Origin of the sequence: Psychrobacillus antarcticus (genome assembly GCF_029533155.1) — a bacterium.
Taxonomy (GTDB): Bacteria; Bacillota; Bacilli; order Bacillales_A; family Planococcaceae; genus Psychrobacillus; species Psychrobacillus antarcticus.
Genome location: NZ_JAIZDB010000013.1, coordinates 54,801 through 75,728, shown reverse-complemented (window position 1 = coordinate 75,728; position 20,928 = coordinate 54,801). Strand labels below are relative to the sequence as shown.

Annotated in this window: 21 protein-coding genes and 1 other annotated feature; of the genes, 16 read left to right on the top strand and 5 right to left on the bottom strand. The window is 35.0% G+C overall.

From position 1 onward, the window contains the following. Positions 1-12 precede the first annotated feature (12 nt). Positions 13-208 (top strand) — a binding site (T-box leader). 48 nt (positions 209-256) lie between these two features. Further along, positions 257-1,519 (top strand): tyrosine--tRNA ligase, encoded by a 1,263-nt coding sequence (gene tyrS / locus LDK52_RS08620; protein ID WP_277585544.1) that lies wholly within the window; start codon positions 257-259, stop codon positions 1,517-1,519. A 60-nt stretch (positions 1,520-1,579) separates the two neighbouring features. On the opposite strand, the gene LDK52_RS08615 is transcribed toward tyrS, so the two are convergent. Continuing rightward, positions 1,580-1,744: a hypothetical protein gene (locus LDK52_RS08615; protein WP_277585543.1), complete on the bottom strand. Its 165-nt coding sequence runs from the start codon at positions 1,742-1,744 to the stop codon at positions 1,580-1,582. Between the two features lie 196 nt (positions 1,745-1,940). On the opposite strand from LDK52_RS08615, the gene LDK52_RS08610 reads away from it, so the two are divergent. Continuing rightward, positions 1,941-2,189, top strand: coding sequence for a hypothetical protein (locus LDK52_RS08610; RefSeq protein WP_277585542.1), 249 nt, complete (start codon positions 1,941-1,943; stop codon positions 2,187-2,189). A 204-nt stretch (positions 2,190-2,393) separates the two neighbouring features. Beyond that, positions 2,394-3,359 carry a UV DNA damage repair endonuclease UvsE gene (gene uvsE / locus LDK52_RS08605; RefSeq protein WP_277585541.1) on the top strand — a complete coding sequence of 322 codons (966 nt, stop codon included), beginning with the start codon at positions 2,394-2,396 and terminating at the stop codon, positions 3,357-3,359. Between the two features lie 106 nt (positions 3,360-3,465). Here uvsE and rpsD read toward each other — a convergent pair whose 3' ends face one another. Next, positions 3,466-4,068, bottom strand: a complete 603-nt coding sequence (gene rpsD, locus LDK52_RS08600) for a 30S ribosomal protein S4 (RefSeq protein WP_277585540.1) — start codon at positions 4,066-4,068, stop codon at positions 3,466-3,468. Positions 4,069-4,437: 369 nt separating this feature from the next. Here rpsD and LDK52_RS08595 point away from each other — a divergent pair, with 369 nt between their 5' ends. The 7 genes from LDK52_RS08595 (at position 4,438) to LDK52_RS08565 (ending at position 10,521) form a co-directional block, all read left to right on the top strand. Continuing rightward, on the top strand, positions 4,438-6,300 hold the full coding sequence (locus LDK52_RS08595) for a GGDEF domain-containing protein (protein ID WP_277585539.1): 1,863 nt from the start codon (positions 4,438-4,440) through the stop codon (positions 6,298-6,300). Positions 6,301-6,373: 73 nt separating this feature from the next. Then, positions 6,374-7,561 (top strand): methionine gamma-lyase, encoded by a 1,188-nt coding sequence (megL, locus tag LDK52_RS08590; protein ID WP_407081802.1) that lies wholly within the window; start codon positions 6,374-6,376, stop codon positions 7,559-7,561. Between the two features lie 123 nt (positions 7,562-7,684). Further along, on the top strand, positions 7,685-8,131 hold the full coding sequence (locus LDK52_RS08585; protein ID WP_320415354.1) for a GNAT family N-acetyltransferase: 447 nt from the start codon (positions 7,685-7,687) through the stop codon (positions 8,129-8,131). A 61-nt stretch (positions 8,132-8,192) separates the two neighbouring features. Next, positions 8,193-8,753: an AAA family ATPase gene (locus tag LDK52_RS08580; RefSeq protein ID WP_277585538.1), complete on the top strand. Its 561-nt coding sequence runs from the start codon at positions 8,193-8,195 to the stop codon at positions 8,751-8,753. A gap of 121 nt (positions 8,754-8,874) precedes the next feature. After that, the gene (locus LDK52_RS08575) at positions 8,875-9,405 is read left to right on the top strand and encodes a cysteine hydrolase family protein (RefSeq protein ID WP_277585537.1); all 531 of its coding nucleotides are present in this window, start codon (positions 8,875-8,877) and stop codon (positions 9,403-9,405) included. Positions 9,406-9,499: 94 nt separating this feature from the next. Further along, complete coding sequence (locus LDK52_RS08570) at positions 9,500-10,063, top strand: histidine phosphatase family protein (RefSeq protein WP_277585536.1); 564 nt, start codon at positions 9,500-9,502, stop codon at positions 10,061-10,063. Positions 10,064-10,263: 200 nt separating this feature from the next. Further along, entirely contained in the window at positions 10,264-10,521 is a 258-nt protein-coding gene (locus LDK52_RS08565; protein WP_277585535.1) for a hypothetical protein, read from the top strand. A gap of 838 nt (positions 10,522-11,359) precedes the next feature. On the opposite strand, the gene LDK52_RS08560 is transcribed toward LDK52_RS08565, so the two are convergent. After that, positions 11,360-11,839, bottom strand: a complete 480-nt coding sequence (locus LDK52_RS08560) for a GAF domain-containing protein (RefSeq protein ID WP_277585534.1) — start codon at positions 11,837-11,839, stop codon at positions 11,360-11,362. A 16-nt stretch (positions 11,840-11,855) separates the two neighbouring features. Then, the gene (gene hisJ, locus LDK52_RS08555; RefSeq protein WP_277585533.1) at positions 11,856-12,653 is read right to left on the bottom strand and encodes a histidinol-phosphatase HisJ; all 798 of its coding nucleotides are present in this window, start codon (positions 12,651-12,653) and stop codon (positions 11,856-11,858) included. Positions 12,654-12,803: 150 nt separating this feature from the next. Here hisJ and ezrA point away from each other — a divergent pair, with 150 nt between their 5' ends. From ezrA to rarD, 6 genes are all read left to right on the top strand, one after another. Beyond that, positions 12,804-14,504, top strand: a complete 1,701-nt coding sequence (ezrA, locus tag LDK52_RS08550) for a septation ring formation regulator EzrA (protein ID WP_277585532.1) — start codon at positions 12,804-12,806, stop codon at positions 14,502-14,504. Positions 14,505-14,622: 118 nt separating this feature from the next. Next, positions 14,623-15,756, top strand: coding sequence for a cysteine desulfurase family protein (locus tag LDK52_RS08545; protein WP_277585531.1), 1,134 nt, complete (start codon positions 14,623-14,625; stop codon positions 15,754-15,756). 6 nt (positions 15,757-15,762) lie between these two features. Continuing rightward, positions 15,763-16,965 carry a tRNA uracil 4-sulfurtransferase ThiI gene (gene thiI / locus LDK52_RS08540; RefSeq protein WP_277585530.1) on the top strand — a complete coding sequence of 401 codons (1,203 nt, stop codon included), beginning with the start codon at positions 15,763-15,765 and terminating at the stop codon, positions 16,963-16,965. Between the two features lie 82 nt (positions 16,966-17,047). Continuing rightward, the gene (locus LDK52_RS08535) at positions 17,048-17,251 is read left to right on the top strand and encodes an alpha/beta-type small acid-soluble spore protein (protein ID WP_093060380.1); all 204 of its coding nucleotides are present in this window, start codon (positions 17,048-17,050) and stop codon (positions 17,249-17,251) included. A gap of 186 nt (positions 17,252-17,437) precedes the next feature. Further along, on the top strand, positions 17,438-19,015 hold the full coding sequence (gene mbcS / locus LDK52_RS08530; RefSeq protein WP_277585529.1) for an acyl-CoA synthetase MbcS: 1,578 nt from the start codon (positions 17,438-17,440) through the stop codon (positions 19,013-19,015). Between the two features lie 131 nt (positions 19,016-19,146). Continuing rightward, on the top strand, positions 19,147-20,055 hold the full coding sequence (gene rarD, locus LDK52_RS08525) for an EamA family transporter RarD (protein WP_277585528.1): 909 nt from the start codon (positions 19,147-19,149) through the stop codon (positions 20,053-20,055). A 19-nt stretch (positions 20,056-20,074) separates the two neighbouring features. Here rarD and LDK52_RS08520 read toward each other — a convergent pair whose 3' ends face one another. Then, a complete protein-coding gene (locus LDK52_RS08520) occupies positions 20,075-20,875 on the bottom strand; it encodes an NAD kinase (RefSeq protein ID WP_277585527.1) in 801 nt (266 codons plus the stop codon). Between the last annotated feature and the right edge of the window lie 53 nt (positions 20,876-20,928).

The window sequence follows — 20,928 nt, the reverse complement described above, 5'->3', positions numbered from 1 at the left end:
AAATAGGTATATATTTTAACGAAGAAAAGTCCGAAGTAGTCTTTATGCATACTGTGAAGAGAGCTAACGGTTGGTGAGAGTTAGTCAGTGTATAAAACGAATTACAGGCTTGGAGTTAAACGTACTCACAACGATACGGTGATTGAAGCGGAAGGATTAATTCCTTCAAGCTGGGTGGTACCGCGCTAACTGATTAAGCGTCCCTGCATGATTTTTATCATGTGGGGGCTTTTTTTATTTTAAGGAGGGTATATTAATGACGAATTTATTGGATGATTTAGCTTGGAGAGGTCTTTTATATCAACAAACTGATGCGGAAGGTATGGAGCAGCTTCTAAATAAGGAAAAAATATCATTGTACTGTGGAGTGGATCCGACTGCGGATAGCATGCATATTGGACATATCGTACCATTGTTAACGCTAAGACGTTTCCAAATGCACGGACATAGACCGATTCTGTTAGTTGGTGGTGCAACCGGAATGATCGGGGATCCTTCCGGTCGTTCAGAAGAGCGTCAATTACAAACGACAGAACAAATCGATTTGAATGTTCAAGGTATAAAAAAACAAATGGAACAAATTTTTGATTTCAATACAGAAAATGGTGCACAAATGGTTAATAACCAAGAGTGGATTGGCTCCATGAATGTTATTGAATTCCTACGGGATTTTGGAAAACTGATTAATATCAACTATATGCTCGGAAAAGATTCTATTGCTTCCCGTTTAGATACAGGGCTTTCTTTTACGGAGTTTGCCTATACGCTAATTCAGGGAATTGACTTTAATCATTTATATGATCATTTTGGATGCCGAGTGCAAGTAGGTGGATCTGATCAGTGGGGGAACATTACTACTGGTTTAGAGGTCATTCGTAAAACACATGATGAAAATGCAAAGGCTTTCGGTATTACTATTCCATTAGTTACTAAAGCCGATGGAACCAAATTTGGTAAATCTTCATCAGGTTCTGTATGGTTGGATGCTAAGAAGACATCTCCATACGAATTTTATCAATTCTGGATTAATACAGCAGACTCAGATGTTATTAAGTACTTGAAAATCTTTACTTTCCTAGAGCGAGCAGAAATTGAAGCTTTAGAAGTAACGGTTGAAAATGAGCCACATGTAAGAAAAGCACAAACTACTTTAGCAGAAGAAATGACGCGTCTAATCCACGGACAAGAAGCATTGGACCAAGCAATTCGAATTTCTCATGCATTATTTAGTGGTAATTTGAAAGCCTTAACTGCAGAAGAAATGAAAGATGCATTTAAAGATGTGCCTTCTGTTGAGATGGCTAAGGAAGAAAAAGCTATTGTAGACTTCCTAGTGGAAGCTACAGTATCACCATCTAAACGTCAGGCACGTGAAGATGTAACTAATGGTGCCATTTCTATTAATGGCGAAAAAGTGACGGATGTTGCATATGTAGTAAGTGGAGCAGATCGATTAGAAGATGAGTTTATAATCATCCGCCGAGGCAAGAAAAACTATAAAATGATTAAGTTTGTATAAGATGAAAGCTACTTCCCAATACTAGATGGGGAAGTAGCTTTTTAAGGATAAGATGGCTTACTAAAAACCGCCTCGCTCATCTACATGATGATTATTCTGTCCATCTTTCACTTGCAGTTGTTTCTTTTCATGCTCGTTTAATTTTTGGTATTCTAGATAATTCTCGCCTGTAACATTGTCTTTTTTCTTCTTATTAACTGAATTAAAGGATTTATCCTTTTTCATAATAAAGACCCTCCATTTCTTGAAAGTTCCTCTTTAGTGTTAACCAATTTTGTATAAATAGTCACAAATTTAACGAGAATATAAAAAAAGATTCAATAATAGTTAATAAAGAACATTAAATAGGTTAAAATGATATTAGGTCAAAAGTTTGGAATTAATCATAATTTTTTATTATTGGATCGAGGGGACGTTCGCAGTGAGTGCTAAGAGATATTTATTACATCATTTTGATGATTTTTTCGTTGTTTTATTTGAAAAGGATAATAAAGCAAATAAACTAGTCATATTAAAAGATAAATTTACGGTAAATGCAAAAGAGGGAGATTTATTAGAAGTTGAAATTAACGAAGATAGATCAGGTTATAATTTTAAAATGCTAGAAGAAGAAGCGGATGAAACGAAACAAAGATTATTGGATTTAATAGAGAATATGAAAAAAAACTAAGTGTGAAAATTTAAGGGAATGTGGAAGCATAAACATTTCTAGTAATAGAATAATTCATCCTAAGCACCTCCAAAAAATGGGGGTGTTTGTTTTATTATGTACACATTTTGTAGTTTTTTAGAAATGAAGATTATACGTTAATTAAAATCTTTCTTATGTCTACTACAAACATGTTTTCTCCATACTAATGGATGAGGTGGTAAAATGACGATTGTACGACTAGGATATGTTGCGATGAGCATGGAATTTAAGAGTGCTTCTCCTTCCAAAACAATGACGTTCACTCAATTCCAAAAAAACAAGGATCGTGAAGCGGCGATTTCCAAATTAGAAAGAATTGCAATGGCTAACTTAGAAAACACACACAGACTGCTAAAACATAATGTCTTTAGTGATATTCATTTTTATCGTTTAACCTCTCGACTGATTCCATTAGCCAATCATGGAGAACTTCCCGATTGGGATTACATAATGCCATTAAAAGAGAAGCTGCATGAAATAGGGGAGTTTACGCGAAAACATAATATGAGAATTGATTTTCATGCAGACCATTTTGTTGTTTTAAATTCCTCCAAAACAGAAGTATTCAAAAACTCATTAAAAACCTTAAATATGCATTACTCGTTGTTAAAGGAAATGCAAATTGACCCTACTCATCGCTGTGTGCTTCATGTCGGCGGTAACTATAAAGATACAGAAAAATCACTGGAGCGATTTGCAGGAAATTGGATTGACATTCCAAAATCCGTTCAACAGATGATTATTCTCGAAAATGACGATACATCATTTACACTTGATGATACACTTTATTTATGCGAAAAATTGGGGATTCCGCTTGTATTTGATTATCATCATCATCTTGCTTACCATCAAAACGAAAACTGGGAAGATAATTGGGAGCGCGTTGTGGCAACTTGGAAAGACTCACCACTTCCAATCAAAATGCATATCTCCAGTCCAAAAAGTGATGCTGAATTCCGTCATCATGCAGATATTGTCGATGTGGACATGTTTTTCAGATTTTTAAAAGAAATCAAAGGAACAGTTCCGCAAATCGATTGTATGATTGAGGCCAAATCGAATGATGAAGCTCTATTTACCTTAATCAAACAGATTGAAAATCGAGAAGACGTTGAAATGATTGATGGGTCCTCTTTTTATCTAAAGTAATAGTAGAAGGTGATTCTGCTATTCAATTAAATGAAAAAAGCCTTCGAAACCCTGTTTTATCAAGGTTTCGAAGGCTTTTAATACGACTCTTTGCAGAGTAGTAAAATTAACGAGAGTAGTACTCAACGATAAGTGCTTCGTTGATTTCGGCATTAAGTTCTCCACGTTCTGGATTACGAACGAAAGTTCCAACTTTGTTGTCTGTATCAAAAGTTAAGTATTCTGGTACGAAGTTATTAATTTCCATTGATTCGTTTACAACATCAAGGTTTTGAGATTTTTCACGAAGAGAAATTTCTTGACCTGCTTTTAAACGGAATGAAGGAATATCAACGCGTTTACCATCAACTTTAACGTGACCGTGATTTACTAATTGACGTGCTCCACGACGTGTGCGAGCAAGACCTAAACGGTAAACAATGTTATCAAGGCGAGTTTCAAGAAGGATCATGAAGTTTTCACCATGTTTACCTGGCATTTTACCAGCTTTATCAAATAATGTACGGAATTGACGTTCGTTTATACCATAAGAGTGACGAAGTTTTTGTTTTTCTTGTAATTGCATACCGTATTCAGTTAATTTTTTACGTTGAGTAGGACCGTGTTGTCCTGGTGCGTAAGGGCGTTTTTCTAATTCTTTACCAGTACCGCTTAGTGAAATACCAAGACGACGTGATAATTTCCATGATGGACCTGTATAACGAGACATATATGTCTCCTCCTCTATTGTTGGTTTTATTTTGTTGTAAAATAATACCAGATGTATTCAGACTAGCAGACATTTTGTTTTCATGTATCATCGCCCTAGCAGCCAAGGGTTACGGGATACACCATCTATATATAGTATAGAGGAACAAAATGAGCAATCTAGGCCATACAACTGCTGCATTTATTTTACACAAATCCCATTGTAACTCTATATATATTAAAAGTCAAACGATGTTCTAATTCAAAAATTTATTGCAATTGTTTGATAGACACAGAATGGATAAATAGGGTAAAGTATAGTTATATTGAATTATTCGGAACTGTGATAAAAGTATCATAGTTGCTCTTGGAAAGCTAAAGAGGTGAAGGAATGGAAAGCAAGGATTTAATGAGCCATCTAAAAAGCGCTATTCTAGATATTTGGAATGAAAGCGTATTTACACATGAATCAAGTAATAAGTGGTTTGAAGACTTAAAAGTTGTTATGTTGGACTTTTTTGACATACAAAAAGCAGAATATTTTATATACGATTCGGAAACATTCTTACAACTTTCATGGAATCATTCTTTTACAAAAAAGCTAAATGCTATTAAATGGTCTGAGATTGAAACGTTTTTCTATGATAAAGACTTTATCGATGTGCATACACATCAAATAAAATATTGTTCCGATAATGACGCAGCTTTGTTATTAAGAGATGCGGACCAACAGCCATTTGGATTAATCATAATGGAATCCACAGAAAAATGGAAAGAATTTACGCAAACACTGGAAATAGAAGAATTCATGGAATCTATTACTAAATTAGCTAAAATCATTAGAAAATCAGTATTCTTAACACAACAGGAAAACCAGTATCGAAATTTGTTTAATTTAACGAAAATGTTTAATTCGACATTAGATATCGGTCAAATATTAGAAGGGGCTCTAAACTCGATTCAAATAGCTTTTCCTAATTTTAAGTCGATTCTTATCCTATCAAATGATCAAGATCGTAAAACGTCTGCGCCATATAAGTTATTCGATTATACTACCGAAAGAAATACTACGGTTGAGGCCTTTGTCTCTGGCGAAATTACAACAGAGTTAGCTCAGGACTTAGGCTGTAGATTACTGAATATTCCAATCGTCGGAAAACAAGGGATATATGGCATTTTACAACTTTTTGCTCCATTAGATTACTTATTTTCGATTAGGCAAAGAGAATTTGCCATCTTACTTGCTGCAGCTGCGGGCAATGCATTAGAAAATGCTAAGTTATATATTCAGTCGCATCGTTTGGTATCTGATTTACAACTGATCAACGAAACGTCGCATAAGCTGAATTTGAATTTATCATTAGATCAAATGGTTGTCTTTTTAAGAAATCAGTTTATGAAGTTTTTCCAACCAGAGCACGTAGGCTTTGTATTTATAGAAAATGATGAATATAAAATTTCACCAGCAAGTACTGAATTATTTCATACGATAGATGGGCAGCTTTATATTCAATATGTCACGAATCACTTTAAAAAAGCTAACGATTCTTTATTCATTGCCGATTTCAATCGTTTAACCGATTTAAAATATGAGTATCGTTCTATAGTGGCTATACCTTTAAAAGAACAAAGCAATATAACTGGATTTAGTATTATTATGCATAAGGAACCCTATTTTTTCTCTTTTGACAGTTACAAATTAATGCAGTCCTTAATACAGCATTCGTCTTTAGCTATTAGCAATTCAGCCTTAAGAAACAAGCTACAACAAATGGTTGATCGAGATCATTTAACAAATCTTTTTGCACGAAATTATTTAGATAGGTATGTTGAAAAAGCGATGGAGACAGATGTTCAAGGTGTCTTTGTACTTATTGATATTGATAATTTTAAACGTATTAATGATACACATGGTCATCAAAAAGGGGACGAAATTTTAATTCAAATAGCAAGGGTTATACAAGGAATGATTAAAAATAAAGGAATCAGTGCCAGATGGGGTGGGGAAGAGTTAGCTCTATACCTTTCACATATGTCACTGGAACAAGGTATAGAGATGGGGAAACAGTTATTAATGGCTATTCCTCAAAATACCAACCCTTACGTAACGGTATCTATTGGTATTTCGAATTGGCATCGAAGTGAAAATTTAAGTTTTAATAAACTTTTCCACTATGCAGATACCGAATTGTATAAAGCAAAAAATAATGGTAAAAATCAACTTTCCGTTTATAAGGCATCTCACTCATCTTGAGGAGGTGTCTTTTCTTTTTGAAAAATTCCATGTACACTGTATGTAAGCGTTTACAAAAAAGGGGGTGTTTTTTTTGAGTAATTCAAGTTTTTCTAAAGAGACCATGTATATCCATAGAGGATATACAACCGGAGAGCACCATGATAGCCTTTCTGTTCCACTTTATCAGACATCTACATTCGCATTTGAGACCGCAGAACAGGGAGAAAGAAGATTTGCTGGGGAAGAGCCAGGTGGAATTTATTCTCGTTTAGGGAACCCTACCGTCCAAGTATTGGAGGATCGAATGGCTGCAATGGAGTTGGGGGAGGGTGCACTTGCATTTGGATCTGGTATGGCTGCGGTAAGTACTATTTTAGTTCACCTTACTAAAGCGGGTGATCATATTCTTTGTACAAGAGGAATCTATGGTTGTACGTTCGGACTGCTAAACATATTGAAGGATAAGTACAATATTTCGCATGACTTAAGAGCTTTAAAGACAGAAGAAGAGGTAGAAAATGCGATTAAACCAAATACTACTTGTATTTATATAGAAACACCTATCAATCCTACAATGGAAATTGTAGATATTGAACTTATAACAAAAGTTGCGAAGAAGCATGGTATTCCGGTAGTTGTAGACAATACATTCTCCTCACCTTACTTACAAAATCCGATTGAACTAGGAGCAGATTTCGTTCTTCACAGTGCAACGAAATATATTAATGGACACGGGGATGTGATTGCGGGAATCCTAGTAGGTACAGACAAAGTGGAAATGGAGAAAATACGCGGTTCTGTTCAAAAGGACTATGGGGGTATTATTTCACCTTTCGATGCTTGGCTATTAATACGGGGGTTAAAGACGCTGCACATACGTATGGATAGACATTCGGAAAATGCTAGTAAAGTATTCGACTTTTTAAAGGCACATCCATCCATTGAAAATATTTATTATCCATTTGATGTAGATAATCCGAGATATCATGTGGCGAAGAAACAAATGAAAGCTGGTGGGGGTCTTATTTCATTCACGATAAAAGGAGGAGTGAAACAGGCGCAAAAGCTAATGAATGAACTAAAGTTGATAAAAATTGCGGTTAGTTTAGGAGATGCTGAAACACTGATCCAACATCCGTCAACGATGACTCATTCTTCTGTACCAGAAAAAGAAAGGTTAGAGATGGGGATAACGGGTGGCTTACTAAGACTTTCCGTTGGGCTAGAGAACTCTAGTGATATTTTAGAAGATTTACAGCAAGCCTTATCTAATATGTAAAAAGTGGAAGGAGAAGTCTCCTTCCACTTTTTAGTTGAGCTTTTTCAAGTAAATAATAGAATTGTGGAACTTTTTGAATATTCTAGCGTACTGTTTAGTAAATGGAATGAAGGGGGGATATAATTGCAGATTGATTACCTTATTTTTAATTCATTACCTGATGCTCTTTTATTAGAAAGCATCATAGAATTACATAAAGAAATTTTTGGTGCTTCTAATGATTTAAGTTACAAAATGACAAATAAACCTGGATTATTAGTTATTACCGCTATGAATGGTGCAAAAGTTATTGGATACAAGATTGGATATGCTTTAGCCAATGATAAATTTTATAGTTGGTTAGGCGGGGTGGATACTAATTTTCGGGAATTTGGTGTTGGGTCTACATTAATGGAAAAGCAGCATCAATATTTAAAAAAAGAAGGCTTTAGTGTCGTTCAAACAAAAACAATGAACAGATGGCGTAGTATGTTAGTTTTGAATATTAAAAATGGCTTTGATGTCATTGATACATATACTGATGAAAAAGGATTACATAAAATTATACTTGAAAAGTGCTTACTGAATTAACATATTATTGATTTTGCTAGTGCAGGTGAAGAGTCACATTAAGAAAAACTAGGAGTGTACTATGAAAAAATTTGTTTTTATATTTGGACCACAAGCAGTTGGTAAAATGACTGTCGGACAGGAATTAGCAAAGATGACAGGATTAAAACTGTTTCATAACCACATGACTATTGATTTACTGGAGCCACTATTCGGATTTAGTCCAGAAATGTGGAGATTAACACATCTCTTTCGGAATGAAATATTTAATTCGTTTTCTAAAAGTGATAATTACGGGATGATTTTTACAAAGGTATGGTATTTTGATCAACAAGAAGATTGGGATGATATAGAAAATATGTGTCAAACTGTAGCTTCTCAAGGGGCAGATATCTATTTGGTAGAATTAGAAGCTAACGTAGAAGAAAGGTTAAAACGAAATAAAACACCACATAGACTTGAACATAAACCGACTAAACGAAACATCGAACAATCAGAACAACATTTACTTGGTACTATTGAAAATAGTAGATTGAATTCTTATAAGGATGAACTTGAAAAAGAAAATTACATAAGAATAGATAATACATATTTGAGTGCCGAAGATGTCGCCAAAATAATAAAACGAGAGTTTCAATTATAGTATTTTATATTAATAAACTAGCTATCAAAATCAATGGAAACTCTTGTTTTATATGAAATTGTAAAAAAACTTGAGATAATCATAATATACAAAACTACCATTATTAAAGGGGGAGAGAACTTTGACAAAGGAAGCACTATTAGTAATTGACGTTCAAAATGGAATGTTCCTAGAAGGTGAAGAAGTGTTCAAAGGGGATAGGGTTTTACAAAATTTAAATGATTTACTAACCCGCGCACGATCTATGGAAATACCGGTTTTCTACGTACAGCATAATGAGCCGATGGGGAAACGATTCGAGCATGGAACAAATCCATGGGCAATACATTCTTTCATTTCTCCAAATATGGAAGATATTATCATTCAGAAAACAACCCCAGATTCGTTTTTTAATACCTCTTTACATGAGGAACTGAAAAAACTAGGAATAGAACATTTGATTATCGCCGGCATTCAAACAGAACTATGTGTTGACACAACATGTAGAAGAGCTTTTAGTATGGGATATAAGGTGACCTTAGTTTCAGATACACATAGTACGTGGGATTCTGAGGAACTTACTGCAGAGCAGATTATTAACCATCACAATAGCGTGTTGCGTTGGTTTGCTGATGTTTATCCAAGTAAAGACATTAGATTCAATTTATTATGATTTTTTATTACCGTTTAGTTTGAAGGATTTTAACTACCTTATAGAGATAGATAAGTTATTGATTTAGAAATCAGTGTTAAGTAAGGAGTTTATTATGGAGATTTCATTGATCAGACACGGGAAATCACAATTGACAGAAAATGATAAAATACCTTCAGAAGAGTTTAAAAAGTGGGTTCAAAAATATGACTTTAACGGAGTATTTGAAGAATCTAAGTACCCTGTAATGACACTAGAAAAAGTAGCAACTGCAAAGGTTGTAGTTACAAGTGATTTAAACAGATCTGTTGTGTCAGCAAGGTTATTAAATCCCAAATCAAAAATAATTTCGGACCCTATATTTCGAGAAACAGAGTTACCTGTTAATCCAACAATCTTATTTAAAATGAAATTAAAGCCAAATACGTGGGCAATAATTTTAAGACTACTATGGTTTAGTGGCTATTCTAACAATTGTGAGTCATTAAGTGGGGCGAAATTGAGGGCAGAAAAAGCTGCACAACAACTAATTGATTATGCCAATGAATATAAATCTATAGTTTTAGTCGGTCATGGCTTTTTTAATATGTTAATCGCCAAGCAATTAAAGAAAAGTGGTTGGACAGGAAAGAGAAAAGTTGGTTCAAAACATTGGAATTGTACTACATATTCACGTTGATCAAAAAGGCGGTATTTCTAGATTAAGCTGAGACGAAAATTTTTCGCATACATAGGTAATAAACAAAGATTTAAACTAACAGAAAAGGTATAAAAATAACTCGAAGGAAAGTATAGGGTTTCTCTCTCGTCTTCTATATTTACAAAATTACATTCAAATCAAAAGTAGGAACCTATTTTGTATTAACGGGGAGGAAGTAAATGAGAATATTTAGCTTGATCCAATTATTAATGGCTTTATTTGGGTTCGGTATTTATTTTTACTTTATTGAACCTATGATAAAAGAAAATATATGGCTTAAATTTTTGATCTTTGGAATAGTTTTCTATACTCTTAGTTATTTTTCCAGAAAATTTGAAGGGCATTTTAACTTTTGGGAAAGACGGATTGATAATACACTTAGTATTTGGATTGTATTTGGTATACTTCTAATTCCATTATTCTTTGATGTTCTTTGAACTAACTGTTGCGTAATGTGATAATTAAAGAACAAATAAAAAGGACCTAAAAGGGGTCCTTTTTAAAAGATAGGAAAGTATATAAAAATACAGCATGAACACCAGTTTTACAGGACTTTTAAGAATGATTAATACTACTGATTTCCGTTTCAGGTGGACGCTTTCCGTGGGCACGGCTTCAATCTCCTCGTCACTACGTTCCTGCGGGGCTTTCAGCTCGTGCTGTTCCCACAGGAGTCGCCACCCTGCACTTCAATCAATTAAGTGAGTAGTACTCAACTAGGAGATATTGCATAGACTCTCGCTTATATTAGAAGAGTAGTCCGAGTTAATGTAGGGATAAAACCGTCTGTTGAATTTGGGAATGAAATTGTGTAATGAAGGATGGAGATAGTAGATTTCCTTTTTTACTAGTGGAAAAAAAGAAAAATAGTAAGTGTCTACCCAATAAAGAAGCGAAATAGCGAACGAAATTGCATCTTCAGGCCCGCACGATGCGGGTCAGGCAGTCGTTGCGACAAGATGTCGCGTACTTAGACTGTCATCATCTATCCTCAATTATTAGGATAGTATCTTTTCTCTAGTTACCCCAAAAATGAACTAACCCGTTTCTAAAAGTTGTAGAAGGGCGACGGGCAGTTAATAGCCATAAGATTACCGAGAGAAAAAGATGCTGGTCGTGACTTCAGTCACGACCAGCATCTTTAAACAATCAAACGGTAATTATATAGCAATAAGTCTGTCCAAAGCCCTTTGAAAATAGTAGAAACAGGTTTAGATCCTAAAGGGTCGGGCATTTTTTTCCCGGTTTTTCTTATAATCAAATATTCTAAACTAATTATATATGCTTGATCAATACTTGTATAAATTGTTCCAGACCTTCTGCATCCTGCTCGTTGAATCGATTCTTGATGGGACTGTCAATATCTAGAACGCCTAAAAGTACACCGTCTTTAACGATAGGTACTACAATTTCAGATTGTGACGCTGCATCACATGCGATATGCCCTGGATAAGCGTGTACATCTGGGACAATAACTGTTTCTTGTTTTGTAGCAGCCGCTCCGCACACACCTCTACTTAGTGGGATTCTTACACAGGCAGGTAAACCTTGAAATGGCCCTAATACTAGCTCTCCATCCTCCATTACGTAAAACCCAACCCAATTAATCTGATCGAAAAATTGATTTAATAAGGCGGAAGCATTACTTAAATTTGCAATTGCATTTGTTTCTCCAGTTAGAAGAGCGTCTAGTTGTTTTGAAAGCATCATGTAGTTAGCTGTTAAGTCTTCTGAGTAAGCGGGTCTTGTGAACATATTTATGGTCTCCATTCTATAGTAAGTTACTTATTTCATAGTAAAACTGATGTAAATCCTTTGCTTGATGTGCATCCGATCCAAATACAAGTGGAATCCCCAGATCCTTCGCTAACTTTATATAAGCAGGTGGAGGGTAAATTTCTAAACAATAAGGCTTAGCTAATCCAGCACTATTTACATCTAGCTCAAGCTGCTGGTGTTTGATTTCATTCAGAATAACTATTATTTCCTTATGGTCTTGAACTACCTCCGCAAAGGTGTGCTGGAATTTGTGCACTAACGTTATATGACCAATTCTCTTTGGTTTAAAATCTCCAAGATTACTCATTATTGAATCTAGCAGCGTTTTATAATACAATTTATACACAGACATTGGATCTCCAAGTCGCTCGATGAATGCTAAAAATGTAGATTTAGAGAAGTCAATGCACGTATAATCATTTTCGTGTTTTAAGAAGTGAACAGATAAAATAGAGTCATCTAAATATTTTCCATATGTATTGAGGAAAGTAGTAGTATTTTGTTCAAACCCAGATATAAAATCAATTTCTAATCCTGTAGATATAACAATATCTTTGTTATATTCATTTTTCAACTTTTGTAGCTCGGAAATATAAGATTCCAATTGGTTCATGCTCATCCCACTGTCCATATCAGGTGTGGGGTCTATAAACCCTATAGGTAGGGGTGCATGCTCTGTAAAGGTAATTGCCTCGAAGCTATTTTGAATCGCTTTTTCAATATACAAATGAAGAGAATCTTCTGTCCCATGTGGACAATAGGGTGTGTGGATATGACCATCCTTTTTCAATAGAAAACAGCCTCCTAATTATAGAAATATAATTTTTTGAAAGATTTAATTGCTTTTCTCTTATTTTATGAAACAATAACATAAAAGCATGGTAAGATATAGAGTAGAATTGTAAATAGAACTTTTTGAATTTGGAACAGGGGGCTTACGATGAAGTATATCATCCCAGCAGTCATTATACTTTTAGTAATTGCGATTTTTGCATTTATCATACGACGAAAACATAACGCTGAAATAGAGAGATTAGAACATGAAAAACATCAAATTCAAAACAAGCCAATTTTAGAAGAAATGACAAAAGTGAAACAACTGAATATGAATGGTCAAACAGAGGAAATGTTTGAAAGATGGAGAAATACATGGACAGAAGTAATGGACGTGCATATGCCTAAAATTGATGTTCTGTTATTTGACGCGGAAGAGAGTATAGATAGATTTATTTTTCCAAAAGCGACGAAAATTGAAAAAGAAATTCAAATATTGATATCTCTTTGTGATCAAAAAATGTCTGGAATTTTAACTGAACTCGAAGAGCTAATCGGTAGTGAAGAAAAAAACCGTATCGAGATGGAGCAACTAAAGGATCAACATCGTGCTGCTAGAAAAACACTTCTTGCACATCAGCATTCCTTTGGAGAAGCAGTGAGGGCACTTGAGCAAAAGCTAGAATCCTTCATTCCACAGTTTGAGGAATTTAATCGATTAACAGATACCGGGAATTATTTGAGAGCTCGTGAACTTGTTATAAGTGTGCAGGATGAGGGGCAAAAGTTCTTCCCTAAACTGCATGATATTCCTACAGTTCTATCCGAAATACAGCATAAAATTCCAGCTATTATTCATGAATTGCGTAATGGACAAAAAGAGATGGAAGAAAGTTCTTACTACTTACAGCATCTTGAAATGAATAAAAAGTTAGATTCCATTGAACTAGAACTTGTTGACTTAAAACAAGCAATCATTGAACTGAATGTCGGTAAAACAGTTAGTAGAGTAGAAGAGTTAAATGATGAATTAGATATGTTCTATGATTTGTTGGAAAAAGAAGTGCTAGCAAAAAAATATGTCGATCAATATAGAGAACAAACTGGTACTCGTTTACGTGAAGTTACATCTGTTACACGTGCTGTTAGTGAAGAAGCAGCGTATGTACAACAGAGCTATCGTCTACCTGAAAAAGAGGCGGAAATTCCACAAAGCTGCTTAAAAGAGCTAGAGGAATTAGAGAAAAAGTATGCATTGCTTTCTAGCAGGGTAGAGGAGGAACAATCTGCTTACTCAAGCCTACAGGAAGAGTTAAATGAAATTGCTGAAGAAATTGATCGACTTTATGAAGAACAAGATCGATTTGCCAATCGTTTGAAAAACCTTCGAATTGACGAAAATAGTGCGCGTGAAAAACTAGACGAACTGAAAGATATGTTACATGATACCGACCGTATGTTACAAAAAGCTAATATACCTGGTATTCCAGAGGATATGGATGTTCGTTTAGAAGAAGCAGAGGAGCATATCTACGTTGCAATGCAAAGCCTTCAAGAAGTACCTTTAAATATGTCGTTGGTAGATAATTATTTAGAAAAGGCAGAGGCGTGTATGGAGGAAGTACATAATAGAGCAAAAGAAATGCTTGAAAATGTTTTACTCACAGAAAAAATTATTCAGTATGGTAATCGCTACCGCACAAGTCACCCTCAAGTTCATGCACGACTAATAGAAGCAGAGGAAGCCTTTAGACAATTACGTTATTCGAAGGCATTAGAAGATGCAGCGACAGCAGTGGAAGAGGTAGAGCCGGGAGCTTTAAAGAAAATTGATGCATTAGTGAGAGATGAAGCTTGGCGTACATAAACAAATGATTTAAAAACAGTATGAAATTGTAAATGTTTGAAAATCCTATTTTGTATACAAACGTGAACCACCTCACTATGTGACGGTGGTTTTTTTTCGAAAAGGAGAGTTATTGTAAATGATTTATCTTGATAATAGTGCGACAACAAAAGTACATCCAGAGGTACTTAATACCTTTGTCACTGTAAACGAAAAATTTTGGGCAAATCCAGCTTCCATTCATACGTTTGGACATCAGACAAATGAATTGTTACAATCTGCTAGAGAACAAATTGCAGACATACTAAAAACCTCGAGTGAAAAAGTATATTTTACATCAGGTGGAACTGAATCCAATAACTTAGCGATATTTGGTTTAGCTCAAAAATATAAGCATCGAGGGAAGCATGTATTAATTTCTGAAATTGAGCATCCTTCCATTATAGAAGCAGCTAATAAACTAAGTGGACAAGGATTCAAAGTTGAGTGGATACCCGTTGATACAGAAGGAATCATTCGGTTGGAATCATTAGAAACACTTGTTCAAGCTGATACTATATTGGTAAGTGTCATGCATGTGAATAATGAAACTGGGGCAATACAACCAATCGAAGAACTTTCTAAAATTGTAAGAGAACAAAGCAGAGCACTTATTCATATGGATGCAGTTCAAAGTTTTGGGAAAATACCAGTTGATTTTAACCTATTCGATGTTGATGCTATAACAATCTCTTCTCATAAAATACACGGGTTAAATGGATCGGGATTACTTGCTTTAAAAAAATTCATCGAAATAGAACCAATATTATTCGGTGGTGGTCAGGAATCAGGCATTCGTAGTGGTACTACATCCGTACCTTTGGCCGTGTCTACAGCGAAAGCAATGAGACTTGCTTTGGAGGATTTGGATGGAAAGATAGCAAAATTACAAAGCCTGTCAGATAATTTAATGGATTTTTTACAGACTTTTCCTTTGGTTAAAATAATATCTCCATCGAAGAAAGCACCACATATAATTTCATTTTCGGTGCAAAAAATTAAAGGAGAGGTATTGATTAATGCGTTACAGCAACAGAATGTCATTGTATCTACTAGTAGTGCTTGCTCTTCTAAACAGACGAAAACAAGTCACGTGCTAAAGGCTATGCACATTTCGGACGATTATATAAAAGGCGTATTGCGAATAAGTCTTAGTCCTATTAATACCCAACAAGAAATAGACCAATTTAAAATTGTATTCAAACAAGTAATGAATGTAATTAAAGGAGATTAGAAAAGAATGAAATGGGAGAAGATATTAGTACGCTATGGTGAATTATCCACTAAAGGAAAAAATAGAAGGGAATTTATTTCACATTTACGAAATAATATAAGGTTTTCCTTTGTAGATTTGCCTAATATTAAAATTCAAGCAGAAAGAGATCGTATGTTTTTGACATCAACCGATGATTTGGAAATGAATGCGTTAATAGAACGATTGCCTAAAATATTTGGTATTCAATCATTTAGTCCAGTAGCTTCCTGTTCAAAGGATTTAGATGATATTCAAGCAACAGCACTCAAAATTATGGACAGCCTAGATAGCCAAGATAAAACGTTTCGTGTTACCGTCAAACGTTCAGATAAATTTTTCCCAATGGACACATATGAGTTACAAAGTATTGTAGCGAGTAATGTATTAAAACAATACTCTACTTTAAAAGTTCAAATGAAGAAAGCCGAAATAGATTTACGAATTGAAGTATTAAAAGATGCTGTGTATATGATGGCTCAGGTCATTCCTGGAGCAGGTGGAATGCCACTAGGTTCAAATGGTCGTTCCTTATTGATGTTATCAGGTGGAATTGACAGCCCAGTAGCGGGATATATGTTTTTAAAACGTGGTGTTCGCCTCGATGCAATACATTTTCATAGTCCTCCATTTACAAGTGAACGCTCGAAGGAAAAAGTGATGGATCTTGCCAATCAGTTAAGTCATTTTGGTGCAACTGTAAGACTTCATGTCATACCTTTTACAGATATACAACAAAGTATACAAGCGCAAATCCCTGAGAATGTATCCATGACTACGACAAGACGCTTAATGATGAAAATTGCCGATCTTGTACGCGAGGAAATAGGAGCTTTAGGAATTGTAACTGGTGAAAGTTTAGGTCAAGTTGCAAGTCAGACATTGGAAAGCTTAACTGCCATTAATGCTGTTACTACTACGCCGATTTTCAGACCACTAATCTCTATGGATAAGTTAGATATTATAGATATTGCCCGGGAAATTGGAACGTACGAAACGTCTATTTTGCCTTATGAAGATTGCTGTACGATCTTTACACCATCCTGTCCAAAGACTAAACCAAAACTTGAAAAAGTAGAATACTACGAGAGCTTTAAGGATTTTGATGAATTAATAACAGAAGCAGTGAAAAGTAGAGAAGTTCTTTCATTCCCAATGAAAAAGTCGAATGATTTTTCAAGTCTCCTTTAATAATTAGAAAATAATACCTTTTCTCCTCTGTGTATGAATTAGATGAAATTGAACAATCTAATTTCACAAGGAGGTGAGGAACATGCCAAACAACAATAGCTCAAATCAACTTCTAGTACCTGGAGTAAGACAAGCACTTGATCAAATGAAATATGAGATTGCTCAAGAGTTTGGAGTACAACTTGGTGGTGAAGCATCATCGCGTGCCAACGGATCCGTAGGCGGAGAAATTACGAAGCGATTGGTTGCCCAAGCCCAACAACAAATGAACGGATACCAAAAATAAGTGAAGATAAAAACCGGTAGCTTTTGCTGCCGGTTTTTTTTGAAGTTAATGCAGCGGAAAGAGCTTCTCTTGTTTATATTTGGGAAGTATATAATATATTAAAATAATGTCTGAAAGTTCGAATTTTATATTCACTAAAAGTGGTGATTTTCCTTTATAATAAGAAAGTAAAAAGGAGGAAATCTAATGAACAAACAAGATTTAATTGCCCCAGAACATTATAACCTCGTAACTGAATTTGAAAAATTTGCGTTAGATGAAGAAAGGTTAGCGTTGATATGGGAATCAGAAGATGGGCAGCAAAAAAAGAGTACATACAAAAATTTAATCCTAAGAGCTAATAGAATAGCCAATCTATTCATGCGTAAAGGTCTTCAAAAAGGAGACGTGCTATTAATAATGGTACCCCGTTTGATCGAAGCGTATGAAATATATATAGCTGCATTAAAGGCTGGTCTCGTTGTTATACCAAGTTCTGAGATGCTTCGTGCAAAGGATATTGAATATCGATTGACACATAGTGATGCAAAAGCAATTATTGCCTATGAACCATTCTTAGATCAATTTGAAGAAGTTCGTAACTTGGATGATCGACTATTGTTTGTGATTGGCAACCAGAAAGACAATTGGATATCGTTGACGGAAGAAATAAACGCTGAATCGGAAGAATTTCAAACAGTTGATACCTTAAATGACGACGTGGCATTCCTTTCGTATACTAGTGGTACAACTGGAAATCCTAAAGGTGTTGTCCATACACATGGTTGGGCTTTCGCACATTTACGGACTTCTGGACCAAACTGGTTAGCAATTCAAGAAGGAGATATAGTTTGGGCAACTGCAAGTCCAGGCTGGCAAAAGTGGATTTGGAGTCCCTTCTTAGCTACGCTTGGTAGTGGTGCAACTGGTTATGTTTATAACGGGAATTTTGAAGCTAAAACTTATTTAACCAATATTGAAGAGAAGCAAGTCAATGTACTATGTTGTACACCTACCGAATACCGAATGATGGCAAAGGTGGATACGTTAAATGAGTATAATCTATCCTCTCTACATAGCGCTGTTTCTGCTGGGGAACCGTTAAATAGAGAGGTAATTGAAACATTCGATAAAGTATTTGGTTTAGAAGTGCGAGATGGCTATGGTCAAACTGAAAATACGTTACTAGTTGGAACGATGAAGGGTATGGAGGCAAGACCTGGATCAATGGGGAAACCGACACCTGGAAATACAGTTGAAATTATTAATGACTTAGGGGAAATTTGCGCTCCTGGAGAAGTTGGAGATATAGCTGTACATATAGAAACACCAGCATTATTTAAAGAGTACTTAAAAGATCCCGAGAGAACGTCTTTGCAGTTTAGAGGAGACTATTATATTACAGGTGACCTGGCAAAAAAAGATGAAGATGGCTACTTCTGGTTTGAAGGTCGTGGAGATGATATTATAGTCAGCTCAGGCTACACAATTGGACCATTTGAAGTAGAAGATGCATTAACGAAACATCCAGCAGTGCAAGAATGCGCTGTAGTCGGAGCACCACACCCAGAAAGAGGAAGCATTGTTAAAGCGTTTGTTGTACTACGTGATGCATCTATAATAGGTTCTGAAGATTTAATAACAGAACTCCAAAATCACGTTAAACAAATAACTGCTCCTTATAAATATCCAAGAGAAATTGAATTTATTGACGTATTGCCAAAAACAGCATCTGGGAAAATAAAAAGATTAGATTTACGACAAAGAGAAAATGGTAAAAAGTAAGTTGGTGAGCTAAAATTTGTTCGGAAAACACGGAGAGAATATTACCTCTCCGTGTTTTCTTATTTACTTTAGTGATTTAAAGCAATATAATAACCTAATATTTCGAGTCACAAAGGAAAGAGGTGTCATAATTGGGAACGGAAGAAAAAAATGGAATCATATTTGTAGTACTGGCATATATTTTATGGGGGTTTATGCCAATCTACTGGAAGCTATTAGAGCATGTTTCGAGTGATGAGATACTCTCAGGTAGGATCATTTGGTCATTTTTATTTACTCTGATGCTAGTAATAGTAGGAAGAAATTTAAAACAGCTGAAAATAGATCTAAAGGATTTATGGGCAAACCAAAAATCTTTTTGGGGGCTTTTTGTAGCTTCCTATTTAATATCAGCAAATTGGTTTACATACATATTTGCAGTGAATGCTGGTTTTATCGTACAGACAAGCTTAGGGTATTACATAAACCCTCTACTTTCCATTTTATTGGGAATTATATTTTTAAAGGAAAGATTATCAAGAGCGCAACAGTTGTCTGTTCTACTTGCAGCAGTTGGTGTAATTATTTTAACTGTTTCTTACGGTGGAATTCCTTGGATAGCGTTTACGCTGGCCATTACATTTGCGTTATATGGTCTCATAAAGAAAAGTATTAAAATTGATGCACTTCGAGGATTGACGATTGAAACTTTTTTTGTTCTACCTGTTGCACTCGTCTATTTTGTCTATTTAGTAGTTACCGATAAGGCAGTATTTTTCACTTCAGATGCTCCTACCGTCATCCTACTCCTATTCACTGGTGTTGCAACTGCTGTTCCTTTAATTTTATTTGCTAAGGGAACGAAAACAATGCCGCTATATATGTCAGGATTTTTTCAGTACATAGCACCTACGCTAATGCTACTAGTTGGGGTTTTATTATACGATGAGGCATTTAGCAAAATAGAGTTTCTATCATTTTCATGTATCTGGCTTGCGCTAATTTTGTTTACGATTTCTAAAATAATGCAAGTGAAAAAACAAGATAGACCCTCTGCATAACAAAGCTATCTTGTTCAAATTATAAAAATGATCTTTTCACTTTTTCCCAATAACTATTATTTTTCATTTTAACCGTCTTGATGACTTTATCACTTAAACAAATGGATACATTTTCGACATGCTGAATACTAAGTGCTTCGTTATCTGTGCTCATAGAAGGATAATCATTCCAATCCTTATGCAGTCGAAGTTCTAGTGTCCTTTGACCACTTAATATAAAGGATGAACCTAGAGTTCTATATTCATTGCTATTAACAGAAGCAATCTCTGCCACTTGAATACAAGGCAGAAGAGGGTCAACCACTGCACCGTTTAATGACTTATTATAACCTGAGCTACCTGTTGGAGTGGAAATGACCATGCCATCGCCTCTAAAGGACTCAAAATGCTTATGATCAATAATTATATCTAATACAAATGCTTTAATGATGTTCGAGCGAATCGTAAATTCATTTAAACAAAGAAATTTAGGGTGATTATTTACTGAAACTTCTAGCAATGGATATTTACGAACTTGAATGTTCTTAGTTAGAACTGCTTCGGCCATAGCTTCTAGATCATCTGCTAAAAAATCACAGTACATACTGAGGCTATCTGTTGTAGAAATACCCGCATACAAACAATCCTGTCTAAATCCAGTTTTGCGGACTGCTTGTAAAAATGAACCATCCGTACCAATGCTGACTATAATCGAAGCGAACTGGGAATCCTCAACAATCGTAAAACCATGACTATGTATTGCTTCGGCAATTCTAGCTTTTCTTTGCAAAGATTTTGTGTCATTCTTAGTATATAAATATATTGCGTTTTTGGAGGTCATAAACATTCTCCTTTGCTATTGTATATATTTATTTTACCATTTCGTGAAACATT